10 protein-coding genes are annotated in these 12,928 nt (G+C 49.6%); all 10 read right to left on the bottom strand.

The annotated features are described in order from the left end of the window. Positions 1-12: 12 nt before the first annotated feature. Complete coding sequence (locus ACXAGX_RS14150; protein ID WP_474839091.1) at positions 13-654, bottom strand: pentapeptide repeat-containing protein; 642 nt, start codon at positions 652-654, stop codon at positions 13-15. A gap of 46 nt (positions 655-700) precedes the next feature. Next, positions 701-2,551, bottom strand: a complete 1,851-nt coding sequence (locus ACXAGX_RS14145) for a methanol/ethanol family PQQ-dependent dehydrogenase (RefSeq protein WP_474839089.1) — start codon at positions 2,549-2,551, stop codon at positions 701-703. Positions 2,552-2,887: 336 nt separating this feature from the next. After that, entirely contained in the window at positions 2,888-3,523 is a 636-nt protein-coding gene (locus ACXAGX_RS14140) for a response regulator transcription factor (protein ID WP_070125349.1), read from the bottom strand. Further along, positions 3,504-4,790, bottom strand: a complete 1,287-nt coding sequence (locus tag ACXAGX_RS14135) for a sensor histidine kinase (protein ID WP_474839087.1) — start codon at positions 4,788-4,790, stop codon at positions 3,504-3,506. The genes ACXAGX_RS14140 and ACXAGX_RS14135 overlap by 20 nt, the downstream gene beginning before the upstream one ends. 238 nt (positions 4,791-5,028) lie before the next feature. Next, positions 5,029-6,774, bottom strand: a complete 1,746-nt coding sequence (locus ACXAGX_RS14130; RefSeq protein ID WP_474839085.1) for a flotillin family protein — start codon at positions 6,772-6,774, stop codon at positions 5,029-5,031. Between the two features lie 57 nt (positions 6,775-6,831). Then, on the bottom strand, positions 6,832-7,458 hold the full coding sequence (locus ACXAGX_RS14125) for a YqiJ family protein (RefSeq protein WP_070125346.1): 627 nt from the start codon (positions 7,456-7,458) through the stop codon (positions 6,832-6,834). Between the two features lie 80 nt (positions 7,459-7,538). Then, the gene (locus tag ACXAGX_RS14120; RefSeq protein WP_474839083.1) at positions 7,539-8,279 is read right to left on the bottom strand and encodes a hypothetical protein; all 741 of its coding nucleotides are present in this window, start codon (positions 8,277-8,279) and stop codon (positions 7,539-7,541) included. Between the two features lie 67 nt (positions 8,280-8,346). Continuing rightward, on the bottom strand, positions 8,347-10,251 hold the full coding sequence (locus tag ACXAGX_RS14115) for an alkaline phosphatase (protein WP_474839082.1): 1,905 nt from the start codon (positions 10,249-10,251) through the stop codon (positions 8,347-8,349). 12 nt (positions 10,252-10,263) lie between these two features. Next, entirely contained in the window at positions 10,264-11,847 is a 1,584-nt protein-coding gene (locus tag ACXAGX_RS14110; protein ID WP_474839080.1) for an alkaline phosphatase, read from the bottom strand. A gap of 322 nt (positions 11,848-12,169) precedes the next feature. Next, positions 12,170-12,898 carry a UDP-2,3-diacylglucosamine diphosphatase gene (gene lpxH, locus ACXAGX_RS14105; protein ID WP_474824962.1) on the bottom strand — a complete coding sequence of 243 codons (729 nt, stop codon included), beginning with the start codon at positions 12,896-12,898 and terminating at the stop codon, positions 12,170-12,172. Between the last annotated feature and the right edge of the window lie 30 nt (positions 12,899-12,928).

The following is a 12,928-nucleotide window of genomic DNA, read 5'->3' as shown; positions in this document are numbered from 1 at the left end:
AAAAAATAAGTGTTACCAGTCGAAGGGACAGTCTGTGCAGCCTTCCATGTAGGTACCCTGAAAGGTTGCAAAGTGAATGCGTGTGCCTGTTAATACGGCCCGTGATAAATTGGCGTCATTCAATTTTGCTTCCTGAATATTGGCGTTGGTTAAGTCTGCGCCTTTCAGCTGTATCTTGTTCATCCACGCCCTTTCCATTCTGGCACTGCGCAGTATTACACTGTTCATTTTTGCGCCGGAAAGACGGGCTTGATCGAAATTGATGCCGCTGAGGTTCGAGTTATCAAACTTCACACCCTGAGCAAATAAAGCCCATCCTGTTGCGCCTTCTAAATTGCTGCTGAGTACCGTTGAAGTTCTCAGATCGCTGTGGTTTAGGTTGACCATAGCCATATTCACATTATCCAGATGACTTTTTTTGAACGTGACATAGCTGAGATTGCTGTGACGGAGATCGGCGCCATTAAATCTCACATTGGTAAACGTGGAACCTGAAAGGTCAATATTACGCAGGTCGGCACCTCGTAAATCGGCGTCAGCGCATTGGGTGTTTGGTGCCAGCGCGCAGCCATCAATCACCTTGATGTCGTCTTCAAAAGGGGGCGGGGCGGCCTGGCTGATAGCAGGAAGCAAGAGTAGTAAAAGCAGTCTCATTGTGTGTACTCCATGAGAAGGCGGGGCAAGGCCCCGCCGCGAGTGATTATCGGCTGGCTAGCTTTTTGTCGAAATTAGGGATTTTAAATACCCAGAATGAACCGCCCTGAGCAACAGGTTTGGTCAATTCGGCCATATCGCCACCCCATAATGGTACAGCGCCGCCGTAACCTGAAGCGAAACCGATGTATTGTTCGCCATCCATTTCCCAGGTGATTGGGCAGGAAACGATGCCCGAGCCAGTCTGGAACTTCCACAGTTCTTCACCGGTTTTCTCATCGAAAGCCTTGATGAAACCATCACCGGTACCGGTAAAGATCAATCCACCTTTAGTGGCCAGTACGCCAGCCCAAAGTGGTAATTTCTCTTTGTGCGTCCACTTGATTTCGCCTGAAACTGGATCAACCGCCCGCAGTACGCCTACGTGGTCATCGAACAGGGTTTTGATTCTGAAACCTTGACCCAGGTAAGCATTACCTTTTACGTAGTTAACTTCTTCTGTCCAGTAGTCTTCTTTCCAGTGGTTTGCACCCAGATAGAACCAGCCGGTATTCTGGCTGTACGCCATAGGGTTCCAGTTTTTGCCACCCAGGAAAGGAGGTGAAACTTCAATGGATTTACCTTTCTCTTCGCCTGGCTCAGGCAGTGGAGGACGCTGTCCTTCTACTTCCACAGGGCGACCGGTATCTGGGTCGATGTGGGTAGCCCAGGTGATTTTATCGACGAACGGGAAGCCTTTGATGAAGTCGCCGTTTTCGCGGTCGACAACATAGAAGAAACCGTTACGGTCGGCATGGGCTGTAGCTTTTACTGTTTTGCCATTATCTTCGTATTCAAACAGCACCAACTCGTTGTTACCGGAGAAATCCCAGGCATCATTCGGTGTGTGTTGATAGAACCATTTAACTTCACCGGTGGTTGGGTCAACGCCAACTTGCCCTGAGGTATAGAGGTTATCCCAGTTGCGCGGATCGTCACCTTTCGCAGTGCGCTTCCAGGTATTCCATGGCGCCGGGTTCCCTGCACCAATGATGATGGTGTTTGTTTCCACGTCAAAACTTGCACTTTGCCAAGGGGCGCCGCCGCCATGGTGCCAGGCTTCAACTAACTCACCATTTTCGTCTCTGGGCCAGGTTGGCGCATTTTTGTCTCCGGTTGGTGTACTCTCTTCACCATTCAGGCGGCCCATATGTCCTTCCACGAAAGGACGCATCCACACTTCTTCACCAGTGAGTGGATCGCGGGCGAATAGCTTACCTACAACACCGAATTCATCACCGGATGAACCGTGAATTAGCAGTACTTTTCCGCTTTTTTGATCTTTGACCAGGGTAGGGGCACCCGTCATGGTGTAACCCGCACGGTAATCTTCGAAGCGTTTTTTCCACGCGACCTTACCGGTGTGACGGTTGAGTGCAACGATACCGGCATCTAATGTACCAAAGTAAACCAGATCGCCGAAGATCGCGGCACCACGGTTAATCACGTCACAACAAGGGCGGATGCCTTCTGGCAAGCGATGCGAATAGGACCATTTCTTTTCACCGGTTCTGGCGTCGAAGGCAAAAATTCGAGAGTAGCTGCCTGTTACATAAACAACACCGTCATAAACCAGAGCCTGCGACTCCTGACCACGTTGTTTCTCATCACCAAAACTCATCGTCCAGGCGGGCGTTAGCATATGTACGTTGTCTTTATTTATTTGATCCAGCGGGCTAAAACGCTGGGCTTGCGGGCCCATTCCGTACATGAGCACGTCTTCTGGCGTATTCGCATCGTTTTTAATGTCTTCCCAAGTGACGCCTTTCGCGAGGGCGTTTTGGCTGGCCAGCGCTGCGGCAATCAGCACTGCCGATTTAAGCAGGCCTGTTTTCTTCAGAGTGTTACTTACTGACATATCGCACCTTTCATTTTGTTTATAAAGTGTTAACAGTATGCGACTGAATACAAGCAGAAAAATATAGACTTTTACCCAAAGAAAGTAGGGCAAAATTCCCGATATTGGTGGGAATAAAACCTTGATATAAAAGCAATTTATATTTTATATGAAAAGTGTAAAGCAAAAAAAATGCTAACCCCCATTGAGGGTTAGCATGCAATTGTGTGAGCTGTTGAACCTCACTAAATCAAAGGGCGTCGAACGCTTTCCCCTTAACCTGAATATAGTGTGTCAAAACAGCGTTAATATGGATACGGAACTCTTCCCGGTTTACGCTGGGGAAATTCCCGAATGTTAATTTGCTACCTTTACATAACCATTATCGATAGCTAAGTGCACCAGTTCTGTGCTGGTTTTTACCTGAAGCTTGTTCTTCAACTGGGTAATGGCATTAGAAACCGTTTTGTCTGAAATATTTAAGTCCATGGCAATGCGGTTACGTTTCAGGCCTTTGGCCACGCCCATAAACACATCAAATTCACGGCGCGTGAGTTGGTCGAAAATATCGCGCTTTTCACTGTAGGTATAAGAAGCCAGATTGATAGCCAGTTCATGTTCAATATAAGTGCGCCCAGCCATGACCGTTTTTACCGCATCCAGCATCACTTCAGGGCGGCAGCGCTTGCTGATATAACCCGATGCTCCCGTGTGCATGGCACGGTTCACAATAGACGCTTCCTCGAACATACTGAAAAATATAATTTTTAACTCTGGATGGCGAGAAAGAAATCGCGGTGCCAGGTTCAGGCCACTTGCCTGGTCCAGATTGATGTCTAAAATCATCACATTCACATCATGTTGTTTCAGACACGTCATGGCGTCGCGGGCATTTTCAGCCTCGTGAATGGTGGCGTCCGGCAGCATCATTGCCAGCAAAGCGCTGTAGCCCTGTCTTACTACAGCGTGATCATCAACAAGTAGTATGTGCATTTTTTTGTTTCTCCCGAAGGGTTTGCAGCGCCGGCTGCATGGGTGCCTTTAACGTTATTGTTGTTCCGGCCAGGGCGGTAATAGTGAGCGTACCGGCAATAAGGCGTGCTCGTTCGCGCATAGACTCCAGGCCAAGCCCTTCATTTTCTGCCAACGTATTGGGTGCCATGCCTATGCCATTGTCACTGATAGTCAATTTCACACTTTCGCCCGCGGCATTTTCTTGGGTGTCACTTTCAACTTCGAGCGTCACGTTCGCGCGGGTTGCATGAGCGTGTTTAATAATATTACTGAGCGCTTCCTGCACAATTCTATAAATGTGCATATCACTGTCTGAGCTTACCGACACTGATGTGTCTGGCAGGGAATAGGTAATGGCAATAGTGTTCATTTCTGCCCAGCGCTCCAGCATTTCCTGTAATGCCGACACCAATCCCATCCGGCTTAACGTTACCGGATAAAGCTGTTGGACTAACTGGCGAATGCCTGACTGCATATCGTCGCACTGCTGTTCCAGCAAGGTAGCTGTACGCTCTATAAATTTAGGGCTGTTACTTTGTTGCTTAAGCATAAAACTTTGCACGCGCAGTCCAGTAACGAGCTGGCCAAGATTGTCGTGTAGCTCTCTCGCCAGGATTTGACGCTCGTTTTCCTGCAGCGACGCCAACCGTGCGCGTAACTGGTGTACCTTCGCTTCGCGCTGTTCCAGGGCGCTGGCCATGTCTCTGGAATGCACAATGACGCTGTCTATTTCTTCAATATCGCTTGGCGCGACATCAACACGATAATTGCCCTGACCCACCTCGCGCAGAGCATTGCTAAGCTTGCGCAGCGGTTTCATGCGGCTCTGCACTGCCAGGTGAAGAAACGACAATGAAACAACTAATGAAAGAGTTAGAATGCCAAACACCTGGTAAACGGTTGTCAGCACTTCAGCGCGCTCAGCGGCGGGATTTGCAAATATCAGTAACTGCCTGCCGTCATTATCTGAAGAAGTAAATTGGTCAATGAGCGGGTAGGGTAGCTGTGAACGTATTTCCGGGGTATCGGTGATCACCGCAGTGATGTGGCGACTATGCTGCAATGCTGCACCGATTTGCTGAAAACTCACGCCTTGTTCAACCAGGGCAATGGCCAGTTGATTGGCTGCATCAATTTCGGTTTCCACATCTTCAATGGCCTGACTATACAGAGCAAACCCCAGCAGGCAGCCCAAAAGCAGGTAGATTGTAGATATAGACAGAACTATTTTGCGTGAAGCTTTCATCTGTTTACGTTTTATTAACCATGGTTACATAGTATGCAGTATTAACAGAAGTTGCTTTGCCACTTTAGCCAAACATTTATAGTACTTTGGTAGCGGTAGGTCATTGCCGCGCTTTCACAGTGGTGGTATTTGTGTTCGCTTCGCCGGTCATAAAAAAGCGGAGTACTGGTGTACTCCGCTTTTACAACATTGCTGCTGCCCTGATTTCCAGTCAGCGGTGACGCTTCGACAAGCTAAATTACTCGGCTGGCGCTGCGCCGTTTGACTTCGGCTTTTCAACAGGTGATGGCGTAGTCATGCTGTTCAGTAACGTGCTGTCGCCTTTGAGTAAATCGGTCAGCGATCCGCCTTGCTTGTCTACCAAACCCACTTCACGGAGCAGTGCATCTACAACCGGTGCGTTGGCGCGATAGTTAAGCGCAGCCTGCGTTACCTGGTCGGCCATGCTGCCATTACCGGTGCTTAGTGTGCCTTCCTGACCGCTTCCGGAAGCGCCCACACCATAACCCTGCAGTATTTTAATACCTTCAATATTTTCCAGTGGCTTAACCGCACTGGCGATAACTTCAGGCAGCACTTTAAGAATAGCCAGCGCTTTTTGCAGCTCAATCTGTTCGTTCTTCAGGGTGTTTTCGGCATCGTACAATGCCTGTTTACCCGCAGCTTCAACAGCCAGTACTTTCTCATCGGCTTCGGCTTGCAGCATTTTCGCATCGGCAGAGGCTTTGGCTTCGGTGAGAATAGCCTGGGCAGCGTTTTCTGCCGCCTCTTTCTTCGCCTGTGCTTCAACGGTAATACCTACCGCCTCACGCTCAGCTTCTTTGCGGGCATCGATAACTTCGATTTCCATACGACGCTTGGCGTCGGCAACCTGACGGGCGGTGGTAACCGCTTCTTCTTTCTCAACCTTGGCTTTTTCCGCTTCTGCGGCTTTGGCGCGGGCGGCAGATTCTTCTTCCGATTTGGTGGCAACGGCAATCTGTTTAACCTGTTCGGCTACTTCCACATCCTGCTGCTGGGCGATGCGGGCTTCTTCCAGTGCTTTGCGCTTGGCGATTTCCCGGGTTTCCAGTTCGCGGGACTTATCGATTTCTGCAGCTTCTACCGCCTTTTCTTTGGCGATAGCGGCTTCACGCTCCTCACGCTCTTTTTGCTCACGTTGTTTGGCGATTTCCGCTTTCTGTTCCTGACGCTTGAATTGCAGCACCTGTTCCTGAGTCAAACGGGCTTCTTCTTCATCCCGTTTTATGTTCAGAGATTCTTTTTCAGCTTCAAGATTACGGGTTTCAATCTTAATCCGGTTTTCCTGCTGAATATCATTGGTTTCCTTGCGCTTCTCTTCAATGATTTTTGCAAGGCGGGCACGACCTTCAGCATCGAAGGCATTATTTTCGTTGAAGAAGTCTAGATCGGTCTGATCAAAGCCGGTCAGACTGACTGATTCCAGCTCAAGACCGTTCTTTTCGAGGTCGTTGGCGACACTTTGCTGCACTTTTTGCACAAAGTCTGCACGCTGTTCGTGCATTTCTGTCATCGACATCTCCGCGGCTACCGCGCGCAGCACGTCAACAAACTTGGATTCCATGAGTTTTTTCACTTCCTCGGCGCGGGTGGTGCGGGTGCCGAGGGTTTGTGCTGCCATGGAAATACCGCTGGCATTAGGGGCAACACGGAGGTAAAAATCTGCTTTTACATCTACCCGCATGCGGTCTTTGGTGATCAGCGCATCTTTCTGGGTTTTTTCCACCTCAATGCGCAGCGTGTTCATGTTCACAGGAATGATTTCATGCACCACTGGCAGCACGATAGCACCACCGTCTTTAATCACTTTTTCGCCACCCAGACCGGTACGCACAAACGCGGTTTCTTTGGTTGCACGTTTATAAAGTTTGGCGAATATCAGCCCGATAGCGAGCAGGGCGATGATGACAATCAATGCCAGGATCAGGATCTCCGGCAGATTATTCGATGAGTATGTTTCCATGTTTACTGCTTCCTTTGTTACTACTGTTTCCGTCGTTTATGTTCCCTTAAAGCCTAGCTAGCGATACCTTGTCGCCAACCAGCTTTGCGGGTTTTTCTTCACCAGAATGATTTTCTCTCCTCGGGTGAATGTGTCTTCTGTTTCAAATGGTTCAACAAGTACATAGTGGACCTGACCATACCTGTCAGGAAATTTGGCTTCTGCCGGGCTGCCTGTGCGAGCAACGCCAATGGTAATTTCCGCCACGGTGCCAACAAAGGAATCGGTATCCATTGCGGATGATTCGTTTTTCGGCAGCAAACGTGCCAGTGCGCCACCGAAACGACCGGTGAGGGGTAGGGCGATGAACATGGCAATGGGCACGCCAACAAGTGCAGATAAATAGCGTCCGCTGAAAAAGCTGGAATAGGTCAGATTCAACAGATAGCCGGTTAATCCGAATAGCGTTAATAACAGAATAAACCAGATCATCACGGGCAGGCGATCGAGTGAGAGCCAACTGGTAATGCTGGACAAGCCGGTTACTGTATCTGTACTGCCGTCTATGTCTGGTAAGTCGTCGAACAGACCCAACAAACTGGTGCCCAGCAACATGCCAAGGCATTCAATAATAAAGAAAAGTATGACTATGCCAACCGCTGCACTAAACAGAAAGTTGGCATCGTGAAAGAAGAAAGTGGACATTCTTCACCATCCTTGATGAAAATTAAATCCCTTCTTTTATAGCACAAAATTTTACATAGAGGCGAATTTTGCGACAGAGATCAATGATGATGCTCACCAATGGCATTACCGTTGGCATCATAGAAGCCGCTGGCACCCGCTTCAATGAAGCCCTGGTGAACCATGTTGGTAAGGAATGGGTCGGTATGATCGTCGCCGATATCGGCAAAATCCGTGGTCTGAAATTCTGATCGTTTGGCAAAGAACGCTTTGATGGCCTGCTGATCGTGATTGATGGAATCCTGTTGCCAGCGTATTTCCTTATCACCACGTTTTACCCTAAACGAGACCAGTAAATCCTGCGCAGGCATCCAGACGAGATCAATGGTTTCATTATCTTTTTCCAGATGATAAAGGTCTTCTTGGGCGCAACCTTCGCCGCGAGAGCTTACTTTGGTCAACTGGTTTATAAACGCATCTTTGATTAGCTGGTTGCGGTATTCCCAATCGTTATCTACCCGGCCGTGAATGGCTTCACCTGGTTGATATTCAATGGCCCGGGCATGGCTATCGAAAAAGCGGGTGGCTTTCACTCGCTCATGCACATGTTCCCACATTTGTGTAATGTTGTTGGCCGGATATTCGTGGGCCACTACGTTGGGTTTACGCCACAAGCCAAGGTGTTTTTGACTTTGTTTTTCACCGTGTTTCTCAGTGAATGTGTATTCAGCGTGTGCCCAGTTTTTCTGTGCGTCACATTGTTGGGCGCTGGTGGAATCGCTGGTAGCAAAAGCGGGAGCCGAAAGTAGCAAGCTGCTTAAAGTGAGTACAATTCTCTTCATAATTATAACCTGAAAAGGGATACCCGCAGGCATCCCATAATTTTACTTTAAAAACGTGTCGAACGCGTTACTCAACGGCTGAATTAGCCTGTTCGGTTAGGTCAGCGGCAAAGTCCATCACGTGGAAGATAACGCTTTGCTCGTTGGTGCTGTTGATCAGGAAGGCACCCGGACCTTTTGCATAAATGCCAACGTCTTCACCCGAGTGAGTTTCTGACGACAGAGGCACCAAAGCTTCCTGGTGGTAACCTGGTGTTGTGGTGTCGACATCGGTGATGTCTTGACGACCAGCAGCCAAATCATAGTTGTAGCCTTCATCAGCATCGGTTTCTGCGCCGAGGTTACGGAAACCATTACCGTTCATGTAGCCCACGGTGGTATATGGCATGCCGTCAGCCGCTGTGGCTGCTTCTTCCGCACCCACGTTAACCACTTTGCCCAGAATTGGGTTACCACGCTTCGGATAACCGGCAATGGTGAATACATGGCCGTGGTCGGCTGTCACGATGATCAGCGTGTCGTCGTCATTGGTCAACTCGTCAGCAATAGCCACAGCATCGGCCAGTGCGATCGTGTCAGTCAGTGCATTGTAGGCGCTGCCCGCGTGGTGACCATGGTCTATACGACCGGACTCAACCATGAGGAAGAAACCGTCATTGTTGTTGTTCAGAACGTTAATGGCGGTCTCGGTCATTTCAGCAATAGAAGGTTCACCGGCTACATCGTTAGCGCGGTCGGCTTCGTACTGCATGTGAGACTCGTTGAACAGGGCAAACACGCGCTCAGTGGTTTCAGTATCAAGACCATCGAAGCCAGCTTGATCGTAAATGTACACACCGTTTGGATATTGCGTCGCCCATTCTGCCGTTAAGTCACGGCCATCAGTACGATCACCTTCCACAGAACTTACTGCATCAGGGCTGTTAAACGCTTCGTCACGAGGCAGGAATGAACGGCGTCCACCGCCCATTACCACTTCGATACCGTCGATGTCTGCACCGAAACGGGCTTCAGTGGCGGCTTCAAAACCAACCAGCTGTGAGGCAATGTCGGTACAGCCAGCTTCAATGGCTTCTGCAGGCATATCGCCATCGTCTTCCCAATTACGGTCGGCCGATTTCGCGTAAGTCGCTGCAGGTGTGGCGTGGGTAATACGTGCCGTTGACACAATACCGGTAGATTTACCGGCCAGTTCAGCCAGTTCCAGTGCGGTTACCAGTTCAGTACCGGCAACTGTGCTGCAATCGCCACGCACCACATCTTCGCTTACCCCGATAACTCCCACGTCAGTTTTCACACCGCTCATCATTGCCGACATGGTGCCGGCAGAATCTGGTGTTTGCGCATCAACGTTATAGGTTTTCGACAAACCGGCGAATGGGAAGCGGTCAAAGCTCAATTGGTTCTCTTCACCGCTGTCACCGTTCATCTGGCCTTCCAGAATACGTGCAGCAGTAACAGTAGACACACCCATGCCGTCGCCAACGAACAGAATCACGTTCTTCGCTTTACCGTTTAACTGGGCAACCGCGGCTTCCAGAGACTCGTGCTTGGTAACCGTGGTGTTACTGGTAAGGTTACGGGTACTTTCGGTAGAAGAGGTGCCGGTAGCCTGCAGCCACACATTTTTGTTTGCTTCTACTTCTGCCTGACCGGCAACAAAGTAGTCGTTGTTCAGGCTGGTCAGTAGTTCAGAGTTATTGACCTGGGTATTTGCCTGCACACATACATAGCTGGTGTCTGTGATTTCGTCTTCACCCAGTGCGCCGTCAGCATTGCTGTCCAAACCGCTGTCGAAACGTACGCCACTGTTAGGACAGTTTGCATCGCCAGCTGCCAGTTCAGTTTGTACAGTCAGGCTGTTCAGGCCATTGTTGCCATCGGCACCGTCAGCACCGTCGTCGCCGTCCAGAGAACATGCGGTCAGGCCAGCCATGGCCAAAGCTAATACGCTATATTTAAATGCTTTCATGATGTCCTCTTCTTATTCTTCAAGCAGACCAAGAGACTGGTTAATCAGGTGGAAAACAACAGACTGTTCAATAACACCCTGAATTAACTGGCTGCCAGGGCCGGTGCCGTGCAGTGAAATGTCTTCACCAGAGTGGGTTTCTGATGTCAGTGGGATCAGCGCTTCCTGGTGATAGCCAGGTGTGGTGGTGTCTACTGCGGTGATGTCCATACGGCCTGCGTTCACTTCTTCGCTGTAAATCGCATCAGAGTCGGTTTCAGCGCCCAGGTCGTTAAAGCCGTAGCCGTTCATGTAACCAACGGTGGTATACGGCATATCGTCGGCAGCGGTGGCGGGTTCATCAGCACCTACGTTAACCACTTTGCCCAGAATTGGATTACCGCGCTTCGGATAACCGGCGATGGTAAATACGTGACCGTGGTCAGCCGTAACCAGGATCAGGGTTTCAGATGGGTCTGTGTTTGCAACAGCAGCTTCGATAGCCGCTTCCAGTGCCAGTGTTTCAGACAGTGCGCCTGAAGCGTTACCGGCGTGGTGCGCGTGGTCAATACGACCAGATTCAACCATCAGGAAAAACCCTTTATCGTTGTTGTCCAGAATATCGATCGCTTTCGTGGTCATTTCGGCAACAGAAGGTTCACCAGCAACATCGTTAGCGCGGTCTGCTTCGTACTGCATGTGAGATTCGTTGAACAAGCCGAACAGGCGTGTTGTGGCAGCCGCATCGACGCCATCGAAGCCTGCCTGGTCAGTGATGTAAACGCCATCGCTGTACATTTCTTGCCATTCCGCGGTGAGATCCCGTGAATCGTTACGGTCACCTTCCACTTCGCTAACTGCATCTGCGCTGTTAAATGCTGCATCTTTAGGCAGGAATGAACGACGACCGCCACCCATGACCACGTCAATACCGTTTACATCGATACCGGTGAAGCGGCTTTCCAAATTCTCTTCGAAGTGAACCAGTTGGTCAGCGATATCGGTACAACCCGCAGTAAGGGCCTCTTCTGGCATATCGCCATCATCTTCCCAGTTACGGTCTGCAGATTTAGCGTACGTGGCCGCTGGGGTAGCGTGAGTGATGCGTGCTGTTGAAACTACACCCGTTGACAGACCTTTAATTTCTGCCAGTTCCAGTGCAGTTACGGCTTCGTTGCCAGCAACCGTTGAACAGTCGCCGCGCACAATGTCTTCATCCACACCGATAACGCCAACATCGGTTTTCAGGCCCGACATCATGGCGGTCATGGTACCGGCTGAATCAGGTGTTTGCGCGTCTACGTTGTAGGTTTTTACAAGTGCAGTTCCTGGAAAGCGTTCCCAGGCCAGATATCCTTCCTCACCCATTTCACCGGCGAGCTGACCTTTACGAATGCGCGATGCAGTGAGGGTTGAGATCCCCATGCCATCACCAACAAACAGGATGACGTTTTTAGCACGGAAATTATTATTGGTTTCCAGCTTTTCTGCGATTTTTGTCTGTGCATCTGTGAACCATGCGCTTTCCGCCTGATAGGCTGGAAGTACGTCGGCCTGCAAACCAGACGACACTGCCAGAGCAAGCGCGCTGACAGAAGCTTTCCAGTTAAATTTCATTGTGACATTCCTAATTTATGTTTTCGTTATCGGCGCTGTAGGCCGTTTGCCATCAGGAATAGGGGAAAGGGTGTGACGACGATGTGTAGCCGAGATCACCCTTGGTCAGTGGAGGACATCCCTATCCTGGGTCGCAAGATAGCCTAGGGATGATTTATGACGAAACCGTTAATGCTGCATGAAGGATTTATGGCAACGTGTGACGATTCTGTGACGGTGTAACGGTTAGCTAAGTCATTGAAAATGTTATAACATAACAATCTGGTGGCTGAGATGTAGCCGTTTGTCTCGTCGAAGTTTCTATTGAAATGCTAAAAGAATGTTACTTACTGAACTTTCTATTTTCGAGGCTAATTTCGTCAGTACTGACCTTCAAAACTGAGCCTTGATCATACCAGTCACCCAACACGATGCGGGTTGCAGGTTTGCCATTTGCTTCCAGAGAATGAATGTTGGGGCGGTGTGTATGACCATGAATGAACCGCTGCACGTTGAATTTTTCCATGGCTTTTACCACTTCTTCGGGGGTGACATCCATGATTTCAGCCGTCAGGCCGCTCTGGTTCATTTTACTTTTTTTACGGCCGTTCTCAGCCACTTTACGGCGGTAAGAAAGGGGAAGGGCAAGCATTAAACGCGGCCACCACCAACCACGGCTTTTCTTGCGAAATTTCTGATACGCCACATCCATGGTGCACAGTTCGTCGCCATGACTGATTAATGTTGGATTACCATATAAGTCGATAACCGCCTGCTCTGGCAGCAACGTCATACCGGCTTGTTGTGCCCAGCCATCACGAATGGCGAAATCTCGGTTACCATGAATAAAGAACACGGGGGTGTTTAAACTGAGTGCTTTGAATGCTGCAGCGATTTTATCGTTAAAAGGCGTTTTATTGTCATCGCCAATCCAGTATTCAAAAAGGTCGCCTAGAACATAGAGGGCTTCAGCCTGTGGCGCTTCGTCTTTAAGAAAGGAAAGCAGACAGTCGGTAATATCAGGACGGTCTTCGCTTAAATGAATATCAGCAATGAAATAAGTAAATGGCATGCGACTACATCAGAATATATGAGGCAGCAG

The sequence above is a fragment of the Alteromonas sp. ABV4_515 genome (assembly GCF_056160345.1).
The sequence above is the reverse complement of the archived record's forward strand: the minus strand, read 5'-3'. Positions and strand labels throughout refer to the sequence as shown.

Excerpts from the sequence above, each read along its gene's own strand:
- ACXAGX_RS14150 (WP_474839091.1), bottom strand. The coding sequence starts at position 654 with ATGAGACTGCTTTTACTACTCTTGCTTCCTGCTATCAGCCAGGCCGCC.
- ACXAGX_RS14145 (WP_474839089.1), bottom strand. The coding sequence starts at position 2,551 with ATGTCAGTAAGTAACACTCTGAAGAAAACAGGCCTGCTTAAATCGGCA.
- ACXAGX_RS14140 (WP_070125349.1), bottom strand. The coding sequence starts at position 3,523 with ATGCACATACTACTTGTTGATGATCACGCTGTAGTAAGACAGGGCTAC.
- ACXAGX_RS14135 (WP_474839087.1), bottom strand. The coding sequence starts at position 4,790 with ATGAAAGCTTCACGCAAAATAGTTCTGTCTATATCTACAATCTACCTG.
- ACXAGX_RS14130 (WP_474839085.1), bottom strand. The coding sequence starts at position 6,774 with ATGGAAACATACTCATCGAATAATCTGCCGGAGATCCTGATCCTGGCA.
- ACXAGX_RS14125 (WP_070125346.1), bottom strand. The coding sequence starts at position 7,458 with ATGTCCACTTTCTTCTTTCACGATGCCAACTTTCTGTTTAGTGCAGCG.
- ACXAGX_RS14120 (WP_474839083.1), bottom strand. The coding sequence starts at position 8,279 with ATGAAGAGAATTGTACTCACTTTAAGCAGCTTGCTACTTTCGGCTCCC.
- ACXAGX_RS14115 (WP_474839082.1), bottom strand. The coding sequence starts at position 10,251 with ATGAAAGCATTTAAATATAGCGTATTAGCTTTGGCCATGGCTGGCCTG.
- ACXAGX_RS14110 (WP_474839080.1), bottom strand. The coding sequence starts at position 11,847 with ATGAAATTTAACTGGAAAGCTTCTGTCAGCGCGCTTGCTCTGGCAGTG.
- lpxH (WP_474824962.1), bottom strand. The coding sequence starts at position 12,898 with ATGCCATTTACTTATTTCATTGCTGATATTCATTTAAGCGAAGACCGT.